This window comes from Vibrio sp. 779(2023) (assembly GCF_033344285.1).
Classification (GTDB): domain Bacteria; phylum Pseudomonadota; class Gammaproteobacteria; order Enterobacterales; family Vibrionaceae; genus Vibrio; species Vibrio alginolyticus.
This window is the reverse complement of the sequence record NZ_JAWPOM010000007.1, coordinates 212,362-238,700: the sequence shown is the minus strand read 5'-3', so window position 1 is coordinate 238,700 and position 26,339 is coordinate 212,362. Positions and strand designations below refer to the sequence as shown.

The following is a 26,339-nucleotide window of genomic DNA, read 5'->3' as shown; positions in this document are numbered from 1 at the left end:
CTTTAAAATACAAAACGCCCGATGAAGTACATCGAGCGTTTTAGTTAAAAAGTGTCAACCCATATCAGGACGGGTCACTCAATCATTATCTAGATCTAACTGCGCCGATTATCGGTTCATCCCACTCAAATCGAGTAAACAATTGCTGCCAAGTTTCATCAAGATTGGCCGTCATGACAATCTCTTGATCGGTAAATGGATGGACAAACCGTAACTCTGAAGCATGCAGTAGCAAACGATGAGAATCAAACTCTGTGCGATACAGCTTGTTGTGCTTTCCATCCCCGTGCGTTGTATCACCCACGATCGGATGGCGTAGATGTGCCATATGACGACGAAGTTGGTGCTTACGCCCCGTTTTAGGTTTCATCTCAACTAAGCAATAACGCGTTGTAGGAAATTTACCCGTCGAATAGGGAACCTCCACTTTAGCCAACGGCTTATATTCCGTCACCGCTTCTTGCGCTTCTTTTTCTTGTGAAGCGAACTTATCAGCAATCTTGTCTAACTCCACTTTGAGTGCGTAATCCAAGACGCCCTCTTCCTCAATCCAACCGCGTACTATCGCGTGGTATGTCTTTTCCATTTTATGTTCAGCAAACATCGGCATGACTTGTGATGCGACTTCACTCGACAAAGCAAACACGAGCACACCAGATGTTGGACGATCCAGACGATGCAATGGGAACACATGCTGACCAATTTGGTCGCGCAAAGTTTGCATGACAAATTGAGTTTCGTGTTTATCTAACCAACTGCGATGCACTAACATGCCGGCAGGCTTGTTGACCGCTACAAAATATTCATCCTGATAAACGATCTCCAGCTCAACTGGTTCTGAAGATCGCGCGATTTCTTGTTCTAGCATTCGTTTACTTACACAGTTCGTCAATGGTTCGGATTGTAACAAGCAGCTCTGCGAACTGCGGTTCCTGCTTCCACGCTTCTGAAAAATAGGGCTCGAGAGAAAACCCTCTTGGCAATGGTTGGTTGTTTTCCACTAGCACATGCATTCTGTCTATAAAGATCCACTGCAACCACTCATGAGGATGCAATGTATCAATCGCAAATGGCTCCACGCTTTGTAAGGCTTGCTCTGAAGGCCTAGTGTGTTGCCACAACTTATGTTCTTTAAGCTGCGTTTCAAGTTGGTGAAGTAAGTCGACCAATTGAGTATTTGTTACCATTAATTCTATCTCGAACCTTGAATTAGCCGAGAATGATACCATTTCTTGTGAAAAGAACGTTAGGACGTCGTATTTAATGGAAAACATTCAAACCCTCACTCAACTGTTGAACAACAGCCGCTGTGATTATCAAATCTTCGATCTTGGTCGTCGTATCAAAACCATCGCTAAGAAAGAGTTTGCCGATGTAGAAAAAGGTCAAGCACCGTACCCATTCCCAATGCAGCGTAAAGCACACCTTGCCATCGCGTACTGGAATGAACAAAAGCAACCTTGGATTTGGTTTCTAAAGTTTGAATTGGACGAGCGCGGTTTGTTAAAGCAATCAGATATCGGCAATTTCATTAAATACGTAGTGGAAGCCATGGGAACACGCCTCAATGGTGATATCTCTGAAGAGCAACAGCAAAAGCTGTCTAATAACCCATATACGTTCAAACCTTCCGAAGACAAAATGGCCGTGTTTCATAGCCAGGTCCGCGCGAATCTCGATCTTCCTACCAGCCAATATTATGAGCACACTCAGCATTACTTTTCAGGTGGTTTAGGCTGGGATAATTGGCAAACCGTAGGTCTGCAAGGGATCACCGACATGGCCGCTCGTTTGGACAAAGAGCAAAACGGGGTAATGATACGCAAAGCGTTGAACCACCTACCAAATGAGCCACTTTATGCCCTATTAGGTGCGCTTGAGCATGTAGAGCTTCAAGAGCGTTTAGCAGAACGTATCGCGGAAAAGGCACAGCAAGAAATCGCAAGTAGCGAACCTGATCTCTTCCTACTTTCAGCACTTATCCGAGCCCTTGCTGGTGCGCCAACAGAAGTCGCCTCTCCAGTATTAGATGCGATATTGCATAGCCCTCGTTTAAGCCATCAGGAGGTATTGATTGGTGTGGCGGGTCGCGCTTGGCACTTACTCGCCAATGAAAAGGTAGCAGAACAGTTTTTGCTGCGTTTAGCTCAAACCGGTAATCAAGCCCTATTTAATCAGTTATTTGCCGATTTAGTGATGCTGCCAGAGTTAAGAATGGTGTTATTGCCTTTGCTGCATTCAAACCCATCAGAGGAACTAGCAAATGCGCTAGTAAGCTTACAACAAGCAACAAAAAGCTAAGAAAGGTTCAGGAATGATTGGTGATCTTTTAGCAATTTTAGGGCTCTGCTTTTTCTGTTACCTGTTTTGGCAACAGCGTCGCCAAGCCGAACTCGCAAAAGCGGCCATCACGCGTAAATGTGAGCAATTGGATCTCCAATTAATCAGCATCGCCTTTGGTGCCCATAAACTAAAAACGCCAGACGGAGTCTGGCGTTGGCATACGGTGTATCAATTTGAGTTTTCATCTCTTGGTGACGATTGCTACCAAGGAGAGTTAACCATGGTCGGTTTCAGGCCGCAGAACTTTCACCTACCACCGCATCGCTTGTAAATTCCATTTCAAAGTAAGGACCATATACATCCTTACTTTCTTTTGTTTTAACAAATCCCAGCTTTTTCAGTACCGCCATAGAAGCTTGATGATTGCTATTCACGTTAGCTTTCACCTTATTCAAGCCCAACTCCCGGTACGCTTTGGGGAAAAATGCTTTTAGTGCTTCTGTTGCTAACCCTTTACCCCAATATGATTTATCAAAAATAAACCCTAATTCAGGTTCGGAATCGAGATTAGCAATGAACACGTGCCCCATATAGTCACGACTGGTGCTCTCTAGCACTGCCATACTATAAATGTTCTCATCATCCAGTATTTTCTCAAACATCTGTTTGGCAGACGCAACTGTATACGGACCATTCAATTCAGCACGGTTTTTCGCACAGCAATTCAGCATGACGAATTCTAGTTGCAACGACTCATTGTAGGGTAGAAGAAGCATTCTTCTGGTTACTATGGCCACATCTGTTCCTTGATTACAACAAACTTAATCTATCCGCAGATCACAAACTCGATGAGCTGAACATGCTCAATGATTGCGGGCATAACACCTTGTAGAGAAGCCGAAAGTTAAACCAACTGGTTGGAAAGGATATTGATCTGAGTTGTTTTTTATTAAGTGTTATTAGGAATTTATATATTTTGTGATATTGATATCCCCAAGTAACATCGAGATGCTTAATTCAATGAGAACACTGGATATCGTTTTTATATAAGAAAGACCCCGACACATAAGTATCGGGGTCATGGTCTTACTCGCAGCAGTCCGGCTACTAAAAGTGCTCCATGCATCATCCATAATAGTGGCTGATTCCGTCAGCTTATTCCTTACGTCGCCGTCCTAGCGGTGTCCTTATCATCCTGACTGCTAACATTCCTCGTTAGCACACGTCACTTGTTCCTTGAGCGGTGTCCCTTGCATCTTCCTGATGCTGTCCATAACCTCAATCCTAGAGGGGTCCATTGTCTATCCTTAGTCATCAACATCCTATTGATGATCGTATCCTTACAATGTCCTACGCTCCATGCTTGATTAATCATCCTGACCAACCAAATCGTCTTCCTGACGATAACCAAATCCTTGGTGCTTTCCTGTTCCATGTCTGCTTCCTGCTGACAACTCTCAATTTACGCCTTTTCCAAAAATAGACAATCTATCCAAGATAAATATTTGGCTCTCACATTGGTTAACAAGTTGTTAAATCATTATTTATCATAAACTTAAGCTCTTTATCTTCTCTTTTTCCGCTTACGAAATCGTTTTCTCTCACAACCTATGTAAGAGATCTCTCACACTACACTCTCCAAAATGCCATTCGCCAAATCAGCGCACTCAACGTATGATGATAGATATATCGTTGTTAAGGATTAAAAATGTTAACTCAAGACGTTACTAAAGAATTAGAAGCGGCAATGGAACAGTTGCAACAACAAGGAAAAGAGCCAACCGTAGCGTTAGTGAAAGCACGATTGAAAACGCCAGTTCCAATGCCAGCGTTAATCACCGCAATAAAAAGTTGGAAGAGTGCTCAACGCGTACCCAAGGTTGAAATCGCAGCACAGCACCACACCGATAATGATCGTCTTGAAGCCCTAGAACGCACCGTAAAAATGCTAGTCATTCGTATTGAAGAGTTAGAAGCGAAACTCAGTGAGAAATCATCATGAAGTTATGGGTAGATGCAGACGCGTGTCCGAAAGTTATTCGCGAAACCATTGTGCGTGCCGCCGAGCGTACGGGGATTGAATGTACGTTTGTCGCTAACCACGTTGTCCCTGTGCCGAAAAGAGACAACATCCACTCGCTACAAGTCCCTGCGGGATTTGACATCGCAGACAACGAAATCGTCAAGCGTGTAGAAGCCAACGATTTGGTGATCACGTCAGATATTCCGCTTGCAGATGAGGTTATCTCTAAAGGCGCTCAAGCCCTCAGTTCTCGTGGCGAGCTCTATACAAAAGACACCATCAAAGCTCGCCTAAATATCCGCGACTTTATGGAAACCATGCGTTCAAGCGGAATTCAGACTGGAGGGCCCGCCGCGCTTTCTCAAACCGATCGACGCGAATTTGCAAACCATTTGGATCGTATTTTGGCGAAATTTAAGAAGTAACCCTCACTCTATTCAAATTGAGCCAGCAAATAAAAGCCTGGCTCATTCCTGAAAATTCATTCTCAGCATTGCACCCAAAGCGTGCTCTTACTCCCATTTGTTTTGTTCTGTTTGTTTTTCATCTCGCTCGCCATAGCTTCAATATGCAACGTGGTTTATTTTGAACGACGTTTTTAATAAGTGTATAGAGAATAATGGGCTTTAACATCGTTTCCAGTGGAAGCTACCTGCCAACGAATCAATGGTCTGATCGAGAGATGGATCGCTTCCTAAAATTAGCGCCAGGGACCTGCCGAAATAAATTCGACGTTGAATATCGTCATGTAGCCAATACAAAAGAGACCGCTATTTACATGGCAATGCAGGCAATAGAGCAGTGTTTAGGAAACACACATACCTTAAGCTCCGTTGATCTTCTTATCTACGCTAGCGGCACACACCACCAGTCTCTACCCTACGACGCATCAGCGGTTCTCGCCGCGTTAGACGCTCCAACATGGCTAGAAAGCTTTGATTTGAACAGCACCTGTTTATCCTTTCTCTCTGCGCTTGATCTTGCTCAGAGTCTATTCTTAGCAAAACGGTACCGTCGGATTCTTATTGTCACCAGCGAACTCGCCACTGGCATCACACTGAATCGAAACTTTACGCTCAAACCAGAAGTTGCAACGCTATTCGCAGACGGTGCCGCCGCATTTTTGCTCGAAGAACGCAACGATGATGGATTGCTCACCAGTCACTTTGAAACGCATCATACCGGGTATTCATTTTGTCAAATTAAGGGCGGAGGTAGTCATATCAATCCGCATACCTCCGAGCATCAAGCCTATTTAAAAAGTTGCCAGTTTGAGATGGAGGGCAAAGCACTCTTTAAACATGTGCGTAAAGCCTTACCAGCGTTTCTAAAAAAAGGGTTTGACGCCTCTCCGGTAACACTCAGCGATATTGATTATTTTCTTCCTCATCAAGCCAGCGCGCATGGATTAAAAAAACTGCCTTCACTCACCGGGCTACCAACAGAGAAAACCGTTAATCACTTTTCGACTTTGGGAAACCAAGTCGCCGCCTCACTCCCAATTAACTTACACTGGCTGCGTAATCAGCCAGAAACCGCAGGAAAACATGCGTTATTAGCTGGCACCGCCGCAGGGTTGTCACTAGGGATGGGAGTGCTAAAACTATGAAGATATTGGTCACTGGTGGCAGCGGGATGTTGGGTAGCGCAATTCTGAGAATGTTTCACCAGCAGCATGAACTGCATTTTACAGCACGAAACACAGTCATCGCTAAACAACTCGCCGAGCAATTCGATGTTATCCCACATATAGTCGATTTAAGAGACCACTCAGCAGTTCATGCGGTATGCCAAGGTATGGATGCAATCATCCATTGTGCCGCTCTCTCAAGCCCATGGGGAAAGTGGCAGGCGTTTTATCAAGCCAATGTAGATGCCACCAAAAGCCTCGTCAATGCGGCTAATACCCATCAAATCTCGCGTTTTATCCATATTTCCTCCACCAGCGTCTACTTTGACCATCAAGACCGTTGGAATATTCGAGAAACCGACGCCATAGCTTCATACTGGTGTAATGATTATGCACACACAAAATACCTATCGGAAATTGAAGCCGTAAAAGGCCAAAGCAAAGCGATCATTTTAAGACCGCGTGGCATTTTTGGACCCAATGATCGCGCGATTGTCCCAAGAGTGCTTAAGGCGATAAAAAACAACACTCTGCTTCTGCCATCGGGTAGAAATCCTGTGGTTGATCTGACTTATGTCGATAACGTTGCCCATGCAGCGATGCTCGCTTGCACTCAGGCAGACCGACTTCAGCATGGTGATGTGTTCAACATTTCCAACAACGAACCAATGCCAATTGAGACTGTTCTGCAAGCTTTATGTGAGGGGTTAAACCTAAAAGTAACGTTACAATCATTACCATATGGCGTTGTATCACCATTATTAAAGCTCAGTGAGCAAATACGAAGGCACCTACCACATCAGCCAGAACCAAGGCTCACCTCATACAGCGCAGGATTGTTTAACTATCATCAAACTCTGGATATCAGCAAGGCTAAACAAACACTGAATTACCAACCGCTTTTTTCAATTCAAGAAGGAATACAGCAGTATGCAAACTGGTCTAAAAATAAAAATCTTTGAGGCTGGACACTGCGTACACCCAGGCTTTGTTGTCAAACCAGGTTCTGGTATCAAGCCTAGAGCATTTCCGGCAGCCGTTGCGTTAATTCAGCACCCAACACAAGGCAACATCCTGTTTGACACGGGATATCACGAGCATTTTTTTAGCGCGACTCGTCCCTTCCCTGAACGTTTTTATGCTTGGACAACACCTTGTCGCTATAACAAAGAACACGGAATTGTTGCGCAGTTAGCAAAAGAAAGTCTCAAACCTCATGATATTGAACACTTAGTACTCTCCCACTTCCATGCTGATCACATTGCTGCCGTGTCTGAGTTTTCCCACTCTCAATTGCATTGCCAACAAAAAGGGGTGGATGCAATTACTAAGAGTGGTCGAATTGGAGGCGTAAGAAAAGGATACCTAAAAGCTCTACTTCCTCCACAACTTGAATCTAACTTATTCATTCATAGTGACTTTTCCGTACCAATCAGCCAAATTATTCCTCAGTGCCAAGGTGTTAATTTGCTCTGTAAAGACATGTTCGACGACGGATTCATTTATATGGTTAGCTTGCCAGGCCATGCTGCGGGTCAAGTGGGCTTGCTAGTTAAAAGAGACCAAAGTTGGCTGTTCTTACTCGCCGATGCATGCTGGTTAATCGAGAGCTTGAGTGAAAATATCGATCAACATTGGCTGGCGAACATGCTTTGCGATGATACAAAAGCCTATAAAAACACCCTCTCCGAGCTGAGAAGTTGCTACCAACAAACCCACCACTTTGTTCGCTTCGTGCCTTCACATTGTCAGGAAACTATCCAGCAGCTAATCAAAGAAGGATGGATGAAGTGAGAACGCTTATCTCAGAATTCTGGCGAACCCGCTACCGCCCCTTCGGCTCAAGGGAACAAGTCGAAACATGGCAGCAACAACACTTAACGCAACACTTGGATTGGGTATGCCGTCATTCACCGTATTACCGCTCACTTCAAGGTGCACCACTCAGTGATTTCCCTATCATGAATAAGCAAACCATGATGGAGAACCTCTCGGAGTTGAATACGAAAGGCTTAGATGCTGAACAGCTAATGCAACAAGCACTCGACGCAGAACAGTCACGCAACTTCGCCGCTTCGAAAGTTGGCGATGTTACTGTTGGGCTTTCTTCGGGCACATCAGGCATGCGCGGGTTGTTTCTTGCTGACAAACAGGAAACGCAACTATGGGCTGGCAATATATTGGCTCGCCTGTTGCCCAACCTATGGCAAAAACACCGAATTGCTCTAGCCTTGCGCGCCAACAGCCCACTGTATAAATCCGTCGCGAAAGGGCCTGTAACATTTTTTTATGCCGATTTAACCAAACCTTACCAAGAATGGATAAAAGAGCTGGATGAGTTCCAACCCACGCTTTTGGTTGGTAGTGCGCAAGCTCTTCAGCTCTGCGCCCAGTTCAGCGGTCAATTTGGTCAACCCGCAATTCAACCACAGCGGATCATTTCTGGTGCAGAAGTCCTAACCGAGAGTGACCGTCACTTTATTTCTCAACGGTTCGACAGCGAACTCCATGAAGTCTATCAATGTACTGAAGGTTTTCTTGCATGTACGGATCAGCATGGACAAATGCGCTGGAATCAAGATGTTGTTTACATCGAAAAACATTGGCTGAATACCGAACGTACTCATTACAGCCCAATCATTACCGATTTTCGTCGTAAAACTCAGCCAATTATTCGTTATCAGCTCGACGATATTATTGAGAATAAACAGGATAATGGCGTATTTGAACCTCTTGGCGCAATTGCCGGACGATGTGGTGATCGCCTCACGCTAAACGCAAACCACGTCCCAGTGACGGTGTTACCAGATCTCATCTACCGCGCTATAACACTATCTGCCAAAGGTCGCGTGGATTACCGAATCACCCAAACAGGGTCACAAGCCATTCAAATTGAAGCGGATGTTCACCACCATCGGGTTATACACCAAGCCTTGATAAAGTTGTTTGACCAATTGCGGCTTGATCCTGTCAGATTTAGTTACCGCCCTGCGCCTATTTGGACGCCAATGAATAAACAACGACGTGTGGTGAACATATGCGGGTCTTAATCACCGGAGCCCGAGCACCAGTTGCACTAGAGTGGGCAACCATGTGTATGCATCATGAGCATGAAGTAATTCTCACCGATTCGCTAAAAAAGCCTCTGGGATCATTTTTGCGAGGTATCGAGTCTTATATACCCACCGCTTCACCTCGATTTACGTTTCCCACCTATCAACAGCAGATCCTAAAAATCATTACTCAGATGCGTATTGATATAGTGATACCCACTTGTGAAGAAGTTTATTACTTGGCTCATGTTGCCAAACAATGCCCAGAAGTAGATTTTTTTCTGCCCAATGTGGGACTACTCAATGCCCTGCACAACAAGTTGACCGTCTTTGAACAGCTTCAAGGTTTGCCAGAAATCACACTTCCAAAAACTCGTTTGGTCGCTGATAAAAGTGAGATTGAAATTAATAAGAGAACCGTTCTAAAGCCCGTTTACTCTCGGTTTGGCGGGCAAGTCATAAGAGATGTGACGACTCAGTCTATTTCTGCCGCCACGATATCGCCCCTTTTCCCTTGGGTTCAGCAACAAAAAATCCATGGGACTCCGGTGTGTAACTATGCCATTTTTGAACATGGTGACCTTAAAGCACACCAAGCTTATGTGCCGAAATACTGTGTAAACGGCTCGGCCGCCAGTGCTTTTCAGCCGATCTCGTGCGAACGACTAGATAGATTTATCGCAGCTTTTGGTAAACGTCATACTTATCATGGGCAAGTGTCGTTTGACTTCATCAAATCACAAGATGAACTCTACGTGATTGAATGTAACCCAAGAGCCACCAGTGGTTTGCACCTACTCTCGTCTCGATGCAACCAACTGCTTCCTAATATGGAGTTTACCAGTCCTTCCAAGCAGCGATTGCATCATTTAGGTCCAATAACACTCATCGCGGAAGGTGGATTATCCCTGTTCAAGGCTCGAACTTGGCAAGATTGGTGGTCTGGAGTGAATGTGATGCAACAGCATAACTTACCGGCCGGGAGCCAAATCCGGAGTATGTTTGAATTACTCCGGTTAGCTAGGCAGAACAAGACGAAGTGGAGCGACGCTTCTACCGTTGATATTGAGTGGAATGGAGAGGCATTGAACTAATGACGCTTTCCTCTCAAGAATGGCATAAAACTTTTTTCACTCTTATGCAGTCGAATCCCATTGATGAATGCACAGCAAGCTTTGGTTGCTACTATATCGATGATGTTGCCATTCCCTACTCCGTAACACCAAAAATACCAAACAACTGTTATGCCGTGTCCCCTATGACACTGCTTAGTGGCTACGCCGAAGAAGAGCTTCACAAAGTCAAAAATGTGGCTGTTCGATGGGTATGTAAGTTACTTATTAATATGACTAAACCAATCTTATCACTGGCTGGATTGGATCAAGTCCAAACGCTCAACAATCAGTGCTTGTCCACCAATATGTATAGCGAACAATGGGCAGCCTTAAATCTCGATGAACTGCGTCGCGTCGCACTCGATCAATACCCCACCTTTCCCTTGGTGCTTCGCTCCCTCAACCAGCGTCAGCATTTACACTTAATTCAGCGATTGAAGCAGCCAAAATGGCAAAGCTTGGTAACACGACAAGTGTATTTACTTGATGATTGGCAAGCGTTCAGCTTCAACCGAGATTTAACGAAAGACTTCAAACTGCTTAATGATAAAGATTGGCAGTTTAGGCCACTGACCACTGATGAAGAATTTCAGCGTGCCAAAGAGTTATATGACATGCTTTACCTTGATAAATACAGCATCAATAACATCCAGTTTTCAAGCCAATATTTAAAACAGGCGAGCCAGAACAAATTAGTACATTTAGTGGGACTGTTTTATCAAGAAGAGATGCTGGCTACGTTAGGCATTGTAGAAATTGATAATGATATGACTTGCCCAATTTTTGGCTACGATACCAATAAGCCACAACGCCTCGCATTGTATCGTCGAATATCGGCCTATACCATCCACCATGCCATGATATACCAGCGTCGCTTTAATATGAGCTCAGGCGCTCCGGCTTTTAAACGCAACAGAAAAGCCCGGCCAGAAATTGAATTTAGCTATGTTTATATTGCGCACTTACCTTGGTACAAACGCATAATTTGGAAAAGCTTGTGCTGGCTCACTCAGCATTTTTATCGCCCTTTGTTGATACGTTTTCAGCTATAAACCGACATCTATAATCAGGTAAGCCTGCGTACACAGTCTCAATCGATAAAAAAGCCTGCGACGTTCGCAGGCTTTTTATAATGGAGCTGTGTGAGGTAACCGTTTTCTACGGTGTGTAGTATGTTGCTGCGCCAGGGCCTACTGGTAAACCAAATACGAATACCCATAGGTAGAAGAGCACACTCCAACCTACAATGAAGCAGATTGAGTAAGGTAGCATGGTCGCGATCAGCGTACCGATACCTAAGTTCTTCATGTAACGAGTCGCTACGGCAAGAATCAAACCAAAGTAGCTCATCATTGGAGTAATGATGTTTGTCGTCGAGTCACCAATTCGGTAAGCAGCCTGAATCGTTTCCGGTGCATAACCAACAAGCATCAACATAGGAACAAAAATCGGAGCCGTTACTGCCCACTGTGCCGATGCCGAACCAATCATTAGGTTGATAAAGCCACACATCAGGATGAAGGCAAAGAACAACATTGGACCAGTTAAGCCAATTTCTTGCAAGAAGCTAGCGCCAGCAACCGCGAATACCTGACCGAAGTTAGTCCATTTAAAGAAAGCAACGAACTGAGCCGCAAAGAAAACTAATACAATGTACATGCCCATAGAAGACATAGATTTCGCCATTGCATCAATTACATCGCGATCCGTCTTCATCGTGCCAACAACTTTACCAAACACAAAGCCTGGAATAGCAAAGAACACAAAGATGAATGCCACGATACTTTTCAGGAATGGTGAACCTGCAATTGTACCTGCATCAGAACGTAGAATGCCGTCTTCTGGAACAACCGTCCAAGCAAGCAGCGCTGAAACAACCAGTACAGCAACACCTGCTAGTTTTAGGCCTTTCTTCTCAATGTCTGTTAAGCCACCCATTTTGTCGTTCGACAAATCTTCTGAGGCTTCTTCTTCACTGTATTTGCCAAGCTTTGGCTCAACAATTTTTTCAGTAACAAACGCACCTGTGATTGCAATGAAGAATGTCGACACAAACATGAAGTACCAGTTAACTTCTGGACCAACAGTGTAAGTTGGGTCAATCATTTGCGCCGCCGTTTCAGTAATGCCTGACAACAGCGGGTCAACCGTACCAATAAGTAGGTTTGCTGAGTAACCACCAGATACACCAGCGAACGCCGCAGCAAGACCGGCAAGTGGATGACGACCTAAAGAATGGAACAGCATTGCAGCCAGTGGAATAAGTACCACATAGCCAAGCTCTGATGCCGTATTTGAAATGATACCCGCGAAAACGACCGTCACTGTTACCATGCGTTGAGATGCACCCATGACTAAGCCACGCATTGCTGCAGATAGCAAGCCTGAGTATTCAGCAATAGCAACACCCAACATCGCAACCAATACCGTACCCAAAGGTGCAAAGCCGACAAAGTTTTTCACTAGATTGGTAACGATTAGTTCAAGGCCATCAGCGTTAAGCAAGCTAACGACATGAATCATGCCATCCGCGGCACGACCTTTTGCACCCTCAGGACGAGGATCAACTACGGAAACTTCGAAGTATCCTGCAATACCCGACATCACCAGAATGGCTAAACAGAAAATGGCAAATAGTGTGATCGGGTGGGGTAATAAGTTCCCCAAATATTCGACAGTATCCAAAAAGCGCGTAAACAGCGGCTTCTTAGGCGAGTTTTGTTTAATTGAATCAGATGAACTCATCTGTTCCCTCCTTGTTTTTATTCCTATGCAAATGTGACAAAAATGTCAAAAAGCGTGCGAAGGGTACTTGAGTAGAAGGTCAAATAAAAGCCCTAAATGTTACAAACTGTGACGAACAGAGGCATTTATAACCAACATTGAATAAAAATGTAGATATTTCATCCATGTAAGATAATTAACTCAACATTATCAATTAAACAAAACCATAAGTTAGATATATGCAGGCTGATTACTTTTGCACAGCTTTGAATCTCGGGTTCGTTTTACAAATGACATAAAGACGCCCTCTCCGTTTTACAATCTGACAATCCGGATGACGACTTTTTGCACTTTTTAATGATTTTACTACCTTCATGATTTATTCCTTTTCGCTCTTAAATTGACCAAAACGACGGTTGAAGTTCGCAATGCGACCTTCGGTTTGTACAACGCGCTGTTTACCGGTGTAGTACGGGTGAGAAGCTGACGACACATCTAACGTAAAGTAAGGGTAAGCTTTGCCATCTTTCCATTCGATGGTTCTCTCCGTTTTCAACGTAGAACCAACGACAAAGTACTTATCTACACTGGTGTCGTGGAACACCACAGGACGATATTCAGGGTGGATTCCTGGTTTCATAATACTTTTCCTTTTAATTAAATTGTTATGTTATAACATTTTAATTAATAATCATTATCAACAAGAAAAGCAAGAGAAATTTGTGATACTTTTCATCTCAATGAATTCTTAAAGATGTCCACCATGTATTCCATCGAACCCATCGGCGTCATTGAGACACCGTACAAAGAAAAGTTTGCAGTTCCGCGCCAACCACGCTTAGTACCAGAGGCTAAAGCACGCGTAAAACTGTTAGGTGCAGCAAATAGCCCTGAAGCAGTGCGTGGGCTAGAACAGTTCTCTCACGTTTGGTTGTTGTTTCTATTTGATCAGAATCTGGAAGCTGGTTGGAAACCAACTGTACGTCCGCCACGATTAGGCGGCAATGAACGAATTGGTGTCTTTGCCTCGCGCTCGACTTTCCGTCCAAACGGAATCGGAATGTCAGCCGTTGAAGTGAAAGGAGTCACTAAGCAAGGCGATCAAATCTATCTTGATTTAGGCAGTGTAGATCTCGTGGATGGGACACCGATTGTGGATATTAAGCCTTATATCCCCTATTCGGATTCTATTTCGGAAGCACAAGGCGGATACGCAGACCAAGAGCCAGAAAAGTCACAAGTCACCTTTTCTGCTCAAGCATTAGCAACGATAGAAAATCGATCCGATACTGACTATGTAAGATCAGTCATTGAACAAGTTCTGGCACAAGATCCTCGCCCTGCATATAAGAAAAACAAACCGGACGACAAAGAATATGCGGTAAATTTGTTCGACTTGAACGTAAAGTTCACAGCAACAAGCAACTTAATAACGGTTACCGCTATTGAAAGCTTTTGACAAACGCAATTGGCTGATATTATAGGCGGCTAACAAATTTCCCTTTCGGGAACTCCCATACTCCTGCTTATTCAAGCTTGAGTATCTAACTTAAATAAACGGATAAATTTAATGCGTACCAGTAATTATCTTCTTTCTACTCTGAAGGAGACTCCAAACGACGCAGAAGTAGTGAGCCACCAGCTCATGCTACGTGCAGGTATGATCCGTAAGCTGGCTTCAGGTTTATACACCTGGCTACCTACTGGTCTACGTGTACTGCGTAAAGTCGAAAACATCGTTCGTCAAGAAATCGACAATGCAGGCGCAGTCGAAACTTTGATGCCCGTTGTTCAGCCGTTTGAACTATGGGAAGAGACAGGCCGCAGCGAAAAGATGGGTCCTGAGCTACTTCGCTTTACTGACCGTCATGTTCGTCCGTTTGTACTTAGCCCAACCGCTGAAGAAGTGATCACTAGCCTTGTTCGCAATGAAGTGAGCTCTTACAAACAGCTTCCGCTAAACCTGTACCAAATCCAAACTAAATTCCGTGACGAACGACGCCCACGTTTTGGCGTAATGCGTTCACGTGAATTCTCAATGATGGATGCGTACAGCTTTGACATTGATAAAGACGGACTACAAAAATCATACGACGCAATGCACGATGCTTACTGTAAAGCATTCGATCGCATGGGTCTGGATTACCGTCCTGTACTTGCAGATAGCGGTGCTATCGGTGGTAGCGGCTCTCAAGAGTTCCACGTACTGGCTGAAAGCGGCGAGGATATCATCGCATTCTCTAGCGAGTCAGATTACGCGGCAAACATTGAAAAAGCAGAAGCACTAGCTCCAGCCTCTGAGGCTGCGGCACCAACACAAGAAATGACGTTGGTTGATACGCCAAACGCGAAAACAATCGCTGAATTGGTTGAGCAGTTCGAACTACCAATTGAAAAAACAGTGAAAACACTGTTTGTGAAAGCATCTGACGAAGTTGATGCGCCAATCATCGCGCTTATTATTCGTGGTGATCATGAACTGAACGAAGTGAAAGCAGAAAACCTTCCTCAGGTTGCAGCTCCACTGGAAATGGCATCTGAAGAAGAAATTCGTGCGCTTATCGGTGCAGGCCCAGGTTCACTTGGCCCTGTTGGCCTTAAACTGCCGTTCATTGTTGACCGCAGCGTTGCGGTAATGAGCGACTTCGGTGCGGGCGCGAACATCGATGGCAAACACTACTTCGGTATTAACTGGGGTCGTGATGTAGAGCTTGGCCAAGTTGAAGACCTACGTAACGTTGTGGAAGGTGACCCAAGCCCATGTGGCAAGGGCATTATCCAGCTTAAGCGTGGTATCGAAGTTGGCCATATCTTCCAACTAGGTAACGCTTACTCCGCAGCGATGAACTGTGGTGTACTGGGTCCTGATGGTAAGAACGTCATCCTAGAAATGGGTTGTTACGGTATCGGTATCACTCGCGTAGTAGCGGCTGCTATTGAACAAAACCACGACAAATACGGCATCATCTGGCCAGATGCAATCGCACCATTCCAGGTAGCGATCGTTCCAATGAACATGCACAAGTCAGAAGAAGTGAAAGAAGCCGCTGAGAAATTGTACGCTGAGCTAACGGCAATGGGCATCGAAGTGCTATTTGACGACCGTAAAGAACGCCCAGGCGTAATGTTCTCTGACATGGAGCTTATTGGTGTACCGCATACCATTATTATCGGTGACCGCTCAATGAAAGAAGGCAACTTCGAATACAAGAACCGTGCTACTGGTGAGAAAACAGCAGTCGCAATGACTGACATTGTTGAGCACGTAAAAGCTCAACTAAAGTAAGCACTCGACGAGTTCGCATTTGAAGTAGTTTCAAATAGTTAAAAAGGGTTGGCTTCGGTCAGCCCTTTTTATTACAGCTCAACATCCTCCCTCCACCTTTTTCGAACTATTCACTTTGTTAATCTTTGGTTCAGCTTCTTGCTATTAAACTGATTTCATCATCTAAAGGAGGTCAGTTATGGATTTAAAAAGTCTTCTAAACCAAGCACTCAAATCAGACTTACTTAAGCAAGGTGCAGATGCATTGGGCAAACAAACCAACAACATCAAATCCTCATCAAATTCAAGTAGTCTAAAAACGCTAGGAGCAGGTGCTGTAGGCGGAGGCCTCATCGGTATGCTGATGGGCTCAAAGAAAAGTAAAAAAATGACTAAAAAAATAGGGTCAAACGCATTAAAAGTCGGTGGCGCAGCTGCGCTTGGAGCCTTGGCCTACAAAGTGTATAACGACTGGCAAGCCAAGCAATCCGGTCAAGGTGTTCAAGAAACCTTTGACCCCGATGACAGTAAACACAGTGTCTTAATTTTAAAAGCAATGATTGGAGCTGCAAAAGCAGATGGTCACGTTGATGAAGAGGAAATGGCGCGCATTGAACAAGCTCTCGCGGATATGGGCGCAGATGAGCACGTTCGTCACCTCGTTCAGCAAGAGTTAAACAAACCGCTTGATCCTGCTGAAATTGCTAATCAGGCGACCTCTCCTCAACAAGCGTCAGAAATTTACCTGGCGTCTTTGATCGTCGCTGATGAACAAAACTTTATGGAAAAAGCGTATCTGCAAGAACTAGCAAAACAACTTCAACTTTCACCAGAAGTCACCCAGCAGTTAGAAGCACAAATGCAGTGATTAAATCTCGCTCAAGCAAACCTTCAACTTGAGCCAAAACAACTCTGTACTTTGAGTTTCAAATCCGCTGTGTGTATATTGAGATAAGTTATCATTTAGTGGAAAGAAAACATGCAAGTATACGGCTGTTGTGAACTGGTTCGTGAGCTTTATGCTCAGATTGGTAGTGGCGATCAAGCTTATATTCCCCAAGCAATTTCATGTGCAGTTAAAGCACTGAACGATGTTGCAGAGGATGAGTCCCTGCCTAAAGAAGTGCGTGAAAAAGCGGCATTTGCTGCGGCAAACCTACTGATTTCAGATTTTGAGGATAAGTAATGAATCTAGCGAACTTTGAATCCATGGATCCTGTCATGCTGATGAGCATTGTGAATATGAAGCTACGCGACGACTTCGGTGGTGACTTAGATAAACTGGTGGCTTTCTTCGATATCGAACGCACAGCACTGGAGACAAAACTGGCTTCTGCTGGTTTTGACTTTCTTCCAGAAGCAGGACAATTCCGTTAATCAACACCATTCTTGGCGGATAACCGAAACGAGAATAACCAATATCAAAAAGGGCTTGATGAGTTACCATCAAGCCCTTTTCTTTTATTCGATAGGCGTCTCGGTTAGCCAAATGAAGCCCAGATGACTGTCGCCACAAGAATTGGACATACAAACTTCACATACGCAGGCCATAACTTACCAAACCAACCTTGCGTAAACTCCGGGCAACCTTGCTCAAGTTCTTTGATTTTTGAGTTGCGATTCCATACCCAACCACCAAATAAGCAGAATAAGAGCGCAGCGGTTGGTTGTAGATACTGAGTAGCAACCGTCGCGACCATACCAAATAGAGCACCAAAATTATAAACAATCACCACACTGAACAAAGCAATGAGACCACCTAAAACCCAGCTCGTTGCGCTGCGCTTAGTATTGAAGCGCTCACTCACTAAAGCCACTGGACACTCTAACATTGAAATGGAAGACGTTAGCGCCGCAATCGTCAGCAATAAGAAGAACACAATAGAGAATAATTGACCAAGCAAACCTAAACTATCAAACATTAGTGGCAATACCGTAAACACTAACGTATCTGAGCTTAAGAGAGAGCCATCTTCTGCATAGATTTGAACGCCCTTTTGCATTGCTACAAACATCGCTGGCATCACCACTAACCCTGCAATGAAAGCAACGGCAGTATCTACCATGGTCACGTTCATCGCCATCTTTGGTAGGTTTTCTTTCTTACTCAAGTAAGATCCGTAAATCAACATTGAGCAGCCACCGATCGTAAGCGAGAAGAAGCCCTGTCCCATTGCAGCAAGAATCAACTTGCGGTCCCATACCTTTTCAAAATCCGGCACTAGGTAATGTTTCAGACCTTCCATCGCACCGTTTTGCGTCATGATGTAAGCAAATAGCAGAGCAAACAGAACAAACAATGCTGGCATCAAACGTGTGGACCACTTCTCAATACCTTGTTTTACGCCACCTTGTACGATGAGAATCGTCAGTACATAAAAAGTAATGGTTCCGAACAAGTTACGTTCAACACTAAAGCCCTTTAGCCATTGAGTTGCAGCTTCTAACCCCATTAGATCTGTGATTGCACCCAGTAAAAAGCAGATCAACCAACCACCAACAATTGAATAAAACGCTAAGACAGCGCTTGGTACGCTTAAACCAATCCAACCCACAATGCCGCCGAGCTTTTTACCGGCAGGGTTATCTGTGATTGCACGCATACTGTCTACAGGGTTGGCTTGACCATGGCGACCAATCGCCATTTCAACCACCAGCATCGGAAATGCGACGATAAGAATCATCACCAAATAAACTAACAGGAAAGCACCGCCACCATTACTGGCTGCTTGAGTTGGGAAGCCCCAAATATTGCCAAGGCCAACTGCGGCACCTGCGGCAGCTAAGATGAACCCGAGACGAGAGCCAAAATGCTCGCGAGGCTGAGAAGAGGTTTGCTGTGTCATACTACTCACACAAAAATATCATTGAACTAGCTAACTAGTACACTATAGCAATATTCACTATTCAACAAGAGCACCTCGGTTAAATCCTCGACAGTTGAAACAATTTGTAGTCATTCAGCTTGTAAATTTTAACGTACATCTCATATTCATCGCTCAAAAGCCTCGCGACTGTTGTTCGTTTTACGTGGCTGAATTTTGCCAATCCTTCTGCCGTGAAGTGAGCCGAAAAATAATGAGCTCTGGTGTAAGGGACGAACTGTTCCTCGTGATACTGTGTCGAAAAGCAGAATATTGTGCTTCGCTTTTTCCCCCTAATGTCTATTTATCAGCTAGTTATTACTCTGTTCTCATTTATACCCATGATTCAAGGAGAGGAAAATGAAGGTCACCCTACTTCACGGAGCGATGGTTGTAGCACTCAGCGCCAGCTACCAAGCTCAAGCCTATAACTGTCAAAGTCTACCCGACTGGGACAGCACTGCGACTTATACATCGGGCGCTTTAGTAAAAACGCAAGGAGCCGCTTATGAGGCTGCATATTGGACGCAAGGCAATGATCCCGTGACCAACTCAGGATCTTGGGAAGCATGGAAAGCGTTAGGGCAATGTGATGGTGGAAGCAACAATTTATCACCAACGGTGTCGTTCTCCTCTCCAATAAACAACGCACAAATTCCCGAAGGCAGTGCGATCACTTTGTTAGCCAACGCAGCTGACGAAGATGGCCAAATCACACAAATTGAGTTTGTTGCAGGCAACCAAACCGTTGCTGTGGTAACTCAAGCACCATTCGAAGCTTCTTGGACAGCTATTGAAGGGATCTCGCAATTGACCGCAATTGCGACAGATAATGAGGGAGCTGTTAGCACCACGACGATTTCTATCCAAGTTCAACCACAAGTCGAATTACCGCCACCAAGCATTTCATTGACAAGCCCAGTAGGCACAGAAGTGCTTAATGTAGGCGATAACCTAACCGTAGCCGCTCAAGCTGACGATATTGATGGTGTGGTCACACAAGTTGAGTTCTTCGTAAACAATCAATCTGTCGCCATTGATACTAGCGCACCTTACGAATATCAATGGATCGCTAGTCCAGGTACATACTCGTTCAAAGCACAAGCGACTGATGATACAAACCTCGCAACGATGAGCCAAGAAGTAGCGCTGGTTATTAGTAATTCAGAAACCGGAACGGGCGGATGTGCAGATGCAGTACCTTATGTGGCAGGCACAAGTTATCAAGCTGGCGACCTGGTTTCTCACTTCAACCAAAAATATCGTTGTGATGTTGCTGGTTGGTGCTCCTCGGATGCGACATGGGCTTACGAGCCTGGTGAAGGGCTATACTGGCAAGATGCTTGGAGTGGCCTAGGTGCTTGTTCGACACCACCGCAAGTTACCATTACGGCACCAACGGATGGACAAGTCGTGCTCGCTGGCAGCAATAACGAAATCACGGCAAACGCAAGCGATGCTGATGGCACAGTCACGCAAGTTGAGTTTTTTGCGAACAACACCAGCTTAGGGGTCACCACTCAAGCGCCATATTCCGTTACTTGGAACGCCACACTTATTGGCGCTAACCAGCTTAAAGCCGTCGCAACCGATAATGATAACAACACGTCAGAGTCCCTGGTTGGTGTGGAAGTCAGCGATAAAGATTTGGTCGTCTCTCTGACTTCACCAAGCAGCGGTCAGACCACCGGATTAGGCAAAAGCCTCTCATTAAGCGCCGATGCAACGTCTTTAACTTCAGGCATTAAACACGTTGATTTCATGATCAACGGCTCTATTGTTGCAACCGATACCACCGCACCTTACACAGCCAACTGGACACCAACTGCAATTGGTAACTTTACAGTTAGCGCCCAAGCTGTGGATTTGTCAGGAAGCAATGCATTGTCTGACGCCGCAGCAATAACGGTGGTTGAGCAAGTAGATAAACGCCATAAACTCATCGGTTACTGGCACAATTTTGTAAATGGAGCGGGCTGTCCAATTCGTCTAGCAGATATGGCAGATGCTTGGGATGTGATTGATATTGCCTTTGCTGAAAATGATCGCAACAGTGATGGCACCGTGCACTTTAATCTATATTCAGGCGATATTTACAGCGATTGTCCAGCACTCGATCCAACACAATTCAAGCAGGACATGGCAGCGCTTCAAGCTAAAGGTAAGAAGTTTGTTCTCTCTCTTGGCGGCGCAGAAGGCACGATTACGCTGAATACCGACCAAGATGAAGCCAACTTTGTCTCTAGCCTAACAGGTCTTATCGCTGAGTGGGGCTTTGATGGTCTAGATGTGGATTTAGAGAGTGGTTCTAACTTAGTTCATGGCTCGCAAATTCAAGCTCGCCTTGGTCGTGCTTTGCTTCAAATAGAGCAAAACATGGGTGGCGATATGTACCTAACCATGGCGCCTGAGCACCCTTATGTTCAAGGTGGTTATGTGGCTTACAGCGGTATTTGGGGGGCGTACATCCCTGTGATTAACGAGACACGCAGCACGCTCGACTTGCTTCACGTCCAGTTATATAACAACGGTGGTTTGCCAAACCCATACTTGCCAAGCAGTGCACCAGAAGGCTCTGTGGATATGATGGTAGCGCAATCTAAAATGCTTATCGAAGGCTTTGAATTGGCCGACGGCACTCAGTTTGCACCACTACGTGATGATCAAGTCGCAATCGGCTTACCTTCAGGTCCTAGCTCGGCAAATTCAGGGCAGGCTCCGACACAGAATATTATCAGCGCACTAGATTGTTTAACCAAAGGCACTTCATGTGGCACCGTCAAGCCAGCGTTCAATTACCCGAATTATGCAGGAGTAATGACATGGTCTATCAACTGGGATCAGCATGATGGTTTTAACTTCTCAAAACCTGTCGGCGATAAGCTCACCGAGATGAACGCGCAATAAGCAACCAAAGAACAAGCGAGTAAAACGCAAAGAGAGCACAATAGTGCTCTCTTTCTTTATCTCATCGAGTTTTTACTTTTTAATGAGTAATTAAATCGTAAATACTCGGTAATCTTTTAGCTCAGGGATTTTCTTCAACAAATCGTCTTCTTGCCCTGCCATGTCATCCAACGAGTCACACAAGTCTTCTGCTTGTTGCTCTACCTCTTTCGAATGCTCAGCTAAACGCTCTTCTACTTTCGCGCTGAGTTCAGCCATACTCTCCGATAATGCAGTGAGGTTTATTCCCCCCTCTTCCTTCATTTTTTTCGATAAAGCATCCAACGAACTCGCTAAAAACTCTTTATTGAAGATCTCTTGTGCTTTTGCAAAGTCTTCAGTCCACCCTTGTGTCATGGACTCAAAACTTTCCGCTGGTAGAATGAAATCGCCATCTTTGTAGTAACGTGATTCAACATCAGCGAAAAAGTCCTGTACTGCGACTTTGACGTTATCAAACGCGCCAGGTGCGTCTAGGCTTTCCGCGACATCATCGATGATGTCATTTGCAAGCGCTAAACCATCACTCGCCAACTGCTTTGCTTGTGGAATATACGCGTTCATTTTTTCGCGATAGTCTTCAATTGCCGCTTTTTGGTCGGCATTGAGTTCAATTAACTCACCTTTGATGAATAGATTGTTATCTTCATCCACGACAGCTTTATCACCTGTCGTTTGGCGAATTTCCAAGCTTTGCCCATCCATACGGACTTCATTATTGATGTCCACACGACACTGCGCTGCATAACCAGTAGCACTGACCATCAGCAATGAGAGTGTAAAAAGCTTTTTCATGTCATTCTCTTTTATTTAACATTACTCGTGTTAAACATAACACTGAGTGATACATGAGATGTCAGCAAATCGTCACGACTTCGTAACAAGTTGTTTTATCTCCTATTTTCACGTCAACCTCATCACCTTCTTCTTTTCCGAACAACGCTCGACCCAGAGGAGATTTAGCTGTTAAGACAAAGACTTCCTGAGCCTGATATTGAACAGTCAAACCACCAGAGCAAGGGCCTACAAAGAAGTGCTTTTCGATCAAATTCTCATCTGCGAGAACAACGTAAGCACCAACACCAACAGGCGCATTCTTAAAGTCGCGAGTCACTAAAGAACGATATTGACGCAATTCCTCTTCACTATCTTGGATTCGCATGGCTTGTCCATGAGCAAGATACGCGGCTTCAAGTGCCAATGTATCGTACTTGTGCTCGGGAACAGTTTCTTCATCTGTCGCGGCATCGATAGCTCGCTGAGCCGATGCATGGGCAACTTGAAGTTTTTCTTCCAGATGTTGGATGATAATTTGGACTAAGTCGGCTTTGTTCATACTTTTAGGACGCGCGTTTAGTATTCGGGGTGTGTTAATGTAGCCAAGTTTACCATCAAAGAAAGGTTTCCCTATTATGCAAAGTGACTCGCTGCATCAAACACTTCAATCTGTATTTGGTTTTGACTCATTACGCCCAGGTCAGCAACCCGTTATTGAAGCCGTTATGAATGGTTACTCTGCTGCGGCAATCTTTCCTACAGGCTCGGGGAAGTCACTCTGTTATCAACTACCTGCAACCATATTACCCAACCTTACGTTGGTGATCTCTCCGTTGTTGGCGTTAATGAAGGATCAACTGAGCTTTTTACAAAGTAAAGGAATCGCTGCCGCTTCTATCGATAGCAGTCAAAGTAGAGAAGAAGCACAACAGGTCATGGCTGGCGTGAAGAATGGACAAATCAAAATCTTGATGATTTCTGTTGAGCGACTAAAAAACGAGCGTTTTCGTGAATTCATTCGCCAAGTACCGATTTCTTTGATGGTCATTGATGAAGCGCACTGTATTTCCGAATGGGGGCATAACTTTCGTCCAGATTATCTCAAACTACCGCAATATCAACGTGAACTGAACATCCCACAGTCTTTACTTCTCACCGCAACGGCAACGCCTGCAGTTATTGAAGACATGCAAAAAAAGTTCGATATTGCCAGTGAACATATTACCGTTACAGGCTTCTACCGCTCTAATCTGGATATTTCGGTGATCCCGTGTGAGGAAACAAAGAAACAAGAACAGCTCAGTGAGATCATCGCCTCTTCACCTAAGCTTCCGACCATCGTATACGTGACGCAGCAGCAAACAGCAGAACAAGTAGCAAAGTCATTAATCCATATTGGCATTAACGCTCACGCATACCACGCTGGCATGAAAAGCGACGTTCGTGAACAAATCCAACAGCAGTTCATGGATGGCCAAATTGACAGTATTGTTGCAACGATTGCATTTGGTATGGGAGTCGATAAATCTGATATTCGCCGCGTCATTCACTTCGACTTACCCAAATCAATCGAGAACTACGCACAAGAGATTGGACGTGCAGGCAGGGACGGGCAACGCTCTGAGTGTATTCTGCTAGGCAATACGTCCGGCTTAACGGTGTTGGAGAATTTTGTCTATGGTGACACACCAGAATTTACGTCAATTAACTATGTAGTCGAGCAAGCGAAAGAACATGCTCCACAATGGGAGGTAGTGCCACTGCGTTTGTCGCGTGAAAGTAATATCCGCCAATTGCCACTCAAAACCTTGTTGGTTTATTTGGAGCTACATAACGTCATTGAAGCAAAGTACAGTTACTTTGCGGAATATCGGTTTAAGTTTTTGCACGATCAGCAATTTATTGTGAATCAATTTCAAGGCGAGCGACGTCAATTTGTGGAGGCTATTTTTTCCTGCTCACAAAAAGCCAAAGTGTGGTGCCAAGTTGATCTAGAAGCGCTATGGATGAACTATCAATCGGAACGCAGCCGAGTTGTCGCAGCGCTCGACTATTTTCACCAGAACGGCTGGATAGAACTAGAGAGCAAACAACTGACGGACGTGTACTCAGTTATGCCAACCAAACAGAGCTCGGATGTTTTAATCCAACAACTGTATGAACTGTTCCAATCCAAAGAAAGCAAAGATATCGAAAGAATCCACACCATGCTGCACTTGTTCCAGTCCGAGCACTGTTTGAGCTCACAATTGGCGAACTACTTTGCGGATCACGATGCACCAAAGCAATGTGGTCACTGCTCCGTGTGTCGTGGTCACGTCGCCACATTCACAGCACCAGAACCTGAAGATATTGAACAATCTCAAGTATCGATATGGGCGCGGGAGTTTATTCAGCTTTCCCCATCGGCCATCAGTAATGATGCCGTTGCTCGCTTCTTGTGCGGAATCAGCACTCCTTTGATTAGCCAGCTAAAAGCCTCAAAGCTAGCAGGTTATGGTGCAATGGCAAATGTAAGTTTTGAGCAGGTATTAACGCAGGTAGAAACGGTAAGGGCCTAAAAAAAGCTCAATTGACGCGTTTGGTCTTCGGGCTTGAGCATCACGTTCAAGCCTAAAAGGCGAATTTCCCGTCCATTTTGGCGTTTAAGAATATCTCTTAGCAAGATCTTGAAGTCCTCAAGCTCTAATTGCGGATGGATGTGCTCAATTGTTGTCAGTTGAAAGTCGGCAAATTTGACTTTAATACCTTGTTTAATAATCGACTTATCTGGGCTTGCACGCTCTAAACGTTTCTCGAGTTCAGGATAAAGTTTCTCCTCAATCACTTGCCAACATTCATCATAGGTTGCGATGTTCTGGCTGAATGTCCTTTCCACACCGACGGACTTTCTCTCGCGCTCAACAACGACTTCTCGATTATCAATTCCATGGCTTCGCTGCCATAAGGAGGCACCCTGACGACCAAACTGCCTCAACAACTCTCGATAGTCACTGTTTTTAATGTCCTCACATCGATAAAAACCGGCTTGGTGGAGCTTCTCAAGACTCACCTTCCCCACACCAGGAATGTTCTCTAGCGGAAGACTATCGATAACCTCTTGGACTTTCTCTGGCGGAATCACAAACTGACCGTTGGGCTTGTTCATGTCTGACGCGACCTTGGCAAGAAACTTTATCGGAGCAATGCCCGCCGATGCCGTCAACCCAAGTTCACTCCAGATATCGCGGCGAATTGACTCTGCGATCAACGTAGCGGAGCCACGGCAAGCTGTCGAGTCCGTGACATCGAGGTATGCTTCATCCAATGAGAGAGGTTCAATGATAGGCGTATAACGCTCAAAAATAGCACGAATCTGCTGAGAGACTTGCTTATATACATGCATTCTACCGGGCACAACCAACAAATGAGGACAGAGTTGCAGCGCGCGCGCCGTTGACATTGCACTGCGAACACCATATTTACGCGCATCATAATTACAGGTGCTAATCACTCCACGCTGCTTTTCATGTCCGCCAACAGCGAGTGCAATGCCACGGTAACTGGGGTTATCTCTCATCTCTACGGCAGCATACGTAAACTATCGACATGAATAATTTTTCTAATTCGATCTGACATAGCCATCAAAGCACTGTTCAAAAAAACAGTATAAATCAAAT

Annotated in this window: 26 protein-coding genes and 1 pseudogene; 17 read left to right on the top strand and 10 right to left on the bottom strand. The window is 44.9% G+C overall.

Annotated elements, in window-relative coordinates; translation table 11 throughout:
* Positions 1-85 precede the first annotated feature (85 nt).
* Together truC and R8O70_RS11705 are read right to left on the bottom strand one after the other, a co-directional pair.
* On the bottom strand, positions 86-868 hold the full coding sequence (gene truC / locus R8O70_RS11710) for a tRNA pseudouridine(65) synthase TruC (protein WP_017820755.1): 783 nt from the start codon (positions 866-868) through the stop codon (positions 86-88).
* Positions 869-872: 4 nt separating this feature from the next.
* Entirely contained in the window at positions 873-1,187 is a 315-nt protein-coding gene (locus R8O70_RS11705; RefSeq protein ID WP_005391784.1) for a YqcC family protein, read from the bottom strand.
* Positions 1,188-1,263: 76 nt separating this feature from the next.
* Here R8O70_RS11705 and R8O70_RS11700 point away from each other — a divergent pair, with 76 nt between their 5' ends.
* Positions 1,264-2,301, top strand: a complete 1,038-nt coding sequence (locus R8O70_RS11700; protein ID WP_017636035.1) for a DUF3549 family protein — start codon at positions 1,264-1,266, stop codon at positions 2,299-2,301.
* Positions 2,302-2,314: 13 nt separating this feature from the next.
* Entirely contained in the window at positions 2,315-2,614 is a 300-nt protein-coding gene (locus R8O70_RS11695) for a DUF3301 domain-containing protein (RefSeq protein WP_005380315.1), read from the top strand.
* Here R8O70_RS11695 and R8O70_RS11690 read toward each other — a convergent pair.
* Positions 2,574-3,059: a GNAT family N-acetyltransferase gene (locus R8O70_RS11690; RefSeq protein WP_080996154.1), complete on the bottom strand. Its 486-nt coding sequence runs from the start codon at positions 3,057-3,059 to the stop codon at positions 2,574-2,576. The two genes, R8O70_RS11695 and R8O70_RS11690, sit on opposite strands and share 41 nt — an antisense overlap.
* Before the next feature lie 932 nt (positions 3,060-3,991).
* Between R8O70_RS11690 and R8O70_RS11685 the strand changes: the two genes are divergently transcribed.
* From R8O70_RS11685 to R8O70_RS11650, 8 genes are all read left to right on the top strand, one after another.
* Positions 3,992-4,285 (top strand): hypothetical protein, encoded by a 294-nt coding sequence (locus tag R8O70_RS11685; protein WP_053306721.1) that lies wholly within the window; start codon positions 3,992-3,994, stop codon positions 4,283-4,285.
* Complete coding sequence (locus tag R8O70_RS11680) at positions 4,282-4,731, top strand: YaiI/YqxD family protein (protein ID WP_005380310.1); 450 nt, start codon at positions 4,282-4,284, stop codon at positions 4,729-4,731. The genes R8O70_RS11685 and R8O70_RS11680 overlap by 4 nt, the downstream gene beginning before the upstream one ends.
* Before the next feature lie 194 nt (positions 4,732-4,925).
* Entirely contained in the window at positions 4,926-5,915 is a 990-nt protein-coding gene (locus R8O70_RS11675) for a ketoacyl-ACP synthase III (protein ID WP_318184189.1), read from the top strand.
* Positions 5,912-6,898, top strand: a complete 987-nt coding sequence (locus R8O70_RS11670; protein WP_213966880.1) for an NAD-dependent epimerase/dehydratase family protein — start codon at positions 5,912-5,914, stop codon at positions 6,896-6,898. Before R8O70_RS11675 ends, R8O70_RS11670 begins: the two co-directional genes overlap by 4 nt.
* Positions 6,867-7,730 (top strand): MBL fold metallo-hydrolase, encoded by an 864-nt coding sequence (locus R8O70_RS11665; RefSeq protein ID WP_213894085.1) that lies wholly within the window; start codon positions 6,867-6,869, stop codon positions 7,728-7,730. Before R8O70_RS11670 ends, R8O70_RS11665 begins: the two co-directional genes overlap by 32 nt.
* Positions 7,718-8,986: a F390 synthetase-related protein gene (locus R8O70_RS11660; protein ID WP_025768240.1), complete on the top strand. Its 1,269-nt coding sequence runs from the start codon at positions 7,718-7,720 to the stop codon at positions 8,984-8,986. The genes R8O70_RS11665 and R8O70_RS11660 overlap by 13 nt, the downstream gene beginning before the upstream one ends.
* Entirely contained in the window at positions 8,974-10,083 is a 1,110-nt protein-coding gene (locus tag R8O70_RS11655) for an ATP-grasp domain-containing protein (protein WP_213966882.1), read from the top strand. Before R8O70_RS11660 ends, R8O70_RS11655 begins: the two co-directional genes overlap by 13 nt.
* A complete protein-coding gene (locus R8O70_RS11650; RefSeq protein ID WP_258624897.1) occupies positions 10,083-11,156 on the top strand; it encodes a hypothetical protein in 1,074 nt (357 codons plus the stop codon). Before R8O70_RS11655 ends, R8O70_RS11650 begins: the two co-directional genes overlap by 1 nt.
* A gap of 106 nt (positions 11,157-11,262) precedes the next feature.
* Here R8O70_RS11650 and R8O70_RS11645 read toward each other — a convergent pair whose 3' ends face one another.
* The 3 genes from R8O70_RS11645 to R8O70_RS11635 form a co-directional block, all read right to left on the bottom strand.
* Entirely contained in the window at positions 11,263-12,849 is a 1,587-nt protein-coding gene (locus R8O70_RS11645; RefSeq protein ID WP_005380301.1) for an AbgT family transporter, read from the bottom strand.
* A 229-nt stretch (positions 12,850-13,078) separates the two neighbouring features.
* On the bottom strand, positions 13,079-13,204 hold the full coding sequence (gene ykgO / locus R8O70_RS11640) for a type B 50S ribosomal protein L36 (protein ID WP_005380299.1): 126 nt from the start codon (positions 13,202-13,204) through the stop codon (positions 13,079-13,081).
* 3 nt (positions 13,205-13,207) lie between these two features.
* Positions 13,208-13,468 carry a type B 50S ribosomal protein L31 gene (locus tag R8O70_RS11635; RefSeq protein WP_017636027.1) on the bottom strand — a complete coding sequence of 87 codons (261 nt, stop codon included), beginning with the start codon at positions 13,466-13,468 and terminating at the stop codon, positions 13,208-13,210.
* 123 nt (positions 13,469-13,591) lie between these two features.
* On the opposite strand from R8O70_RS11635, the gene tsaA reads away from it, so the two are divergent.
* The 5 genes from tsaA (at position 13,592) to R8O70_RS11610 (ending at position 17,470) form a co-directional block, all read left to right on the top strand.
* Positions 13,592-14,287, top strand: coding sequence for a tRNA (N6-threonylcarbamoyladenosine(37)-N6)-methyltransferase TrmO (gene tsaA, locus R8O70_RS11630; RefSeq protein WP_005380294.1), 696 nt, complete (start codon positions 13,592-13,594; stop codon positions 14,285-14,287).
* A 111-nt stretch (positions 14,288-14,398) separates the two neighbouring features.
* Positions 14,399-16,114, top strand: coding sequence for a proline--tRNA ligase (locus tag R8O70_RS11625; protein ID WP_005380292.1), 1,716 nt, complete (start codon positions 14,399-14,401; stop codon positions 16,112-16,114).
* Between the two features lie 178 nt (positions 16,115-16,292).
* Positions 16,293-16,961: a tellurite resistance TerB family protein gene (locus R8O70_RS11620; protein ID WP_053306724.1), complete on the top strand. Its 669-nt coding sequence runs from the start codon at positions 16,293-16,295 to the stop codon at positions 16,959-16,961.
* A gap of 111 nt (positions 16,962-17,072) precedes the next feature.
* Positions 17,073-17,279 (top strand): YaeP family protein, encoded by a 207-nt coding sequence (locus tag R8O70_RS11615; protein WP_140317317.1) that lies wholly within the window; start codon positions 17,073-17,075, stop codon positions 17,277-17,279.
* The gene (locus R8O70_RS11610) at positions 17,279-17,470 is read left to right on the top strand and encodes a DUF4250 domain-containing protein (RefSeq protein WP_005380289.1); all 192 of its coding nucleotides are present in this window, start codon (positions 17,279-17,281) and stop codon (positions 17,468-17,470) included. Before R8O70_RS11615 ends, R8O70_RS11610 begins: the two co-directional genes overlap by 1 nt.
* Positions 17,471-17,574: 104 nt before the next feature.
* On the opposite strand, the gene R8O70_RS11605 is transcribed toward R8O70_RS11610, so the two are convergent.
* On the bottom strand, positions 17,575-18,939 hold the full coding sequence (locus R8O70_RS11605) for a sodium-dependent transporter (protein WP_005391763.1): 1,365 nt from the start codon (positions 18,937-18,939) through the stop codon (positions 17,575-17,577).
* Positions 18,940-19,317: 378 nt separating this feature from the next.
* Here R8O70_RS11605 and R8O70_RS11600 point away from each other — a divergent pair, with 378 nt between their 5' ends.
* Complete coding sequence (locus R8O70_RS11600) at positions 19,318-21,864, top strand: Ig-like domain-containing protein (protein ID WP_258644831.1); 2,547 nt, start codon at positions 19,318-19,320, stop codon at positions 21,862-21,864.
* A gap of 90 nt (positions 21,865-21,954) precedes the next feature.
* Here R8O70_RS11600 and R8O70_RS11595 read toward each other — a convergent pair whose 3' ends face one another.
* Both R8O70_RS11595 and R8O70_RS11590 read right to left on the bottom strand, forming a co-directional pair.
* Positions 21,955-22,698, bottom strand: a complete 744-nt coding sequence (locus R8O70_RS11595) for a YggN family protein (RefSeq protein ID WP_005385316.1) — start codon at positions 22,696-22,698, stop codon at positions 21,955-21,957.
* Between the two features lie 61 nt (positions 22,699-22,759).
* Positions 22,760-23,239, bottom strand: a complete 480-nt coding sequence (locus R8O70_RS11590) for a GreA/GreB family elongation factor (RefSeq protein ID WP_053306727.1) — start codon at positions 23,237-23,239, stop codon at positions 22,760-22,762.
* Positions 23,240-23,315: 76 nt separating this feature from the next.
* On the opposite strand from R8O70_RS11590, the gene R8O70_RS11585 reads away from it, so the two are divergent.
* Positions 23,316-25,241, top strand: coding sequence for an ATP-dependent DNA helicase RecQ (locus R8O70_RS11585; RefSeq protein ID WP_258624902.1), 1,926 nt, complete (start codon positions 23,316-23,318; stop codon positions 25,239-25,241).
* Here R8O70_RS11585 and dinB read toward each other — a convergent pair.
* Positions 25,238-26,298, bottom strand: a pseudogene (dinB, locus tag R8O70_RS11580) (DNA polymerase IV). The gene R8O70_RS11585 and the pseudogene dinB sit on opposite strands and share 4 nt — an antisense overlap.
* Between the last annotated feature and the right edge of the window lie 41 nt (positions 26,299-26,339).

Coding starts and splice junctions, on each gene's coding strand:
- truC (WP_017820755.1), bottom strand. CDS start 868: ATGCTAGAACAAGAAATCGCGCGATCTTCAGAACCAGTTGAGCTGGAG.
- R8O70_RS11595 (WP_005385316.1), bottom strand. CDS start 22,698: ATGAAAAAGCTTTTTACACTCTCATTGCTGATGGTCAGTGCTACTGGT.
- R8O70_RS11600 (WP_258644831.1), top strand. CDS start 19,318: ATGAAGGTCACCCTACTTCACGGAGCGATGGTTGTAGCACTCAGCGCC.
- R8O70_RS11655 (WP_213966882.1), top strand. CDS start 8,974: ATGCGGGTCTTAATCACCGGAGCCCGAGCACCAGTTGCACTAGAGTGG.
- R8O70_RS11610 (WP_005380289.1), top strand. CDS start 17,279: ATGAATCTAGCGAACTTTGAATCCATGGATCCTGTCATGCTGATGAGC.
- R8O70_RS11645 (WP_005380301.1), bottom strand. CDS start 12,849: ATGAGTTCATCTGATTCAATTAAACAAAACTCGCCTAAGAAGCCGCTG.
- R8O70_RS11615 (WP_140317317.1), top strand. CDS start 17,073: ATGCAAGTATACGGCTGTTGTGAACTGGTTCGTGAGCTTTATGCTCAG.
- R8O70_RS11635 (WP_017636027.1), bottom strand. CDS start 13,468: ATGAAACCAGGAATCCACCCTGAATATCGTCCTGTGGTGTTCCACGAC.
- R8O70_RS11685 (WP_053306721.1), top strand. CDS start 3,992: ATGTTAACTCAAGACGTTACTAAAGAATTAGAAGCGGCAATGGAACAG.
- R8O70_RS11680 (WP_005380310.1), top strand. CDS start 4,282: ATGAAGTTATGGGTAGATGCAGACGCGTGTCCGAAAGTTATTCGCGAA.
- tsaA (WP_005380294.1), top strand. CDS start 13,592: ATGTATTCCATCGAACCCATCGGCGTCATTGAGACACCGTACAAAGAA.
- R8O70_RS11670 (WP_213966880.1), top strand. CDS start 5,912: ATGAAGATATTGGTCACTGGTGGCAGCGGGATGTTGGGTAGCGCAATT.
- R8O70_RS11605 (WP_005391763.1), bottom strand. CDS start 18,939: ATGACACAGCAAACCTCTTCTCAGCCTCGCGAGCATTTTGGCTCTCGT.
- ykgO (WP_005380299.1), bottom strand. CDS start 13,204: ATGAAGGTAGTAAAATCATTAAAAAGTGCAAAAAGTCGTCATCCGGAT.
- R8O70_RS11650 (WP_258624897.1), top strand. CDS start 10,083: ATGACGCTTTCCTCTCAAGAATGGCATAAAACTTTTTTCACTCTTATG.
- R8O70_RS11665 (WP_213894085.1), top strand. CDS start 6,867: ATGCAAACTGGTCTAAAAATAAAAATCTTTGAGGCTGGACACTGCGTA.
- R8O70_RS11620 (WP_053306724.1), top strand. CDS start 16,293: ATGGATTTAAAAAGTCTTCTAAACCAAGCACTCAAATCAGACTTACTT.
- R8O70_RS11625 (WP_005380292.1), top strand. CDS start 14,399: ATGCGTACCAGTAATTATCTTCTTTCTACTCTGAAGGAGACTCCAAAC.
- R8O70_RS11590 (WP_053306727.1), bottom strand. CDS start 23,239: ATGAACAAAGCCGACTTAGTCCAAATTATCATCCAACATCTGGAAGAA.
- R8O70_RS11660 (WP_025768240.1), top strand. CDS start 7,718: ATGGATGAAGTGAGAACGCTTATCTCAGAATTCTGGCGAACCCGCTAC.
- R8O70_RS11690 (WP_080996154.1), bottom strand. CDS start 3,059: ATGCTTCTTCTACCCTACAATGAGTCGTTGCAACTAGAATTCGTCATG.
- R8O70_RS11585 (WP_258624902.1), top strand. CDS start 23,316: ATGCAAAGTGACTCGCTGCATCAAACACTTCAATCTGTATTTGGTTTT.
- R8O70_RS11700 (WP_017636035.1), top strand. CDS start 1,264: ATGGAAAACATTCAAACCCTCACTCAACTGTTGAACAACAGCCGCTGT.
- R8O70_RS11705 (WP_005391784.1), bottom strand. CDS start 1,187: ATGGTAACAAATACTCAATTGGTCGACTTACTTCACCAACTTGAAACG.
- R8O70_RS11695 (WP_005380315.1), top strand. CDS start 2,315: ATGATTGGTGATCTTTTAGCAATTTTAGGGCTCTGCTTTTTCTGTTAC.
- R8O70_RS11675 (WP_318184189.1), top strand. CDS start 4,926: ATGGGCTTTAACATCGTTTCCAGTGGAAGCTACCTGCCAACGAATCAA.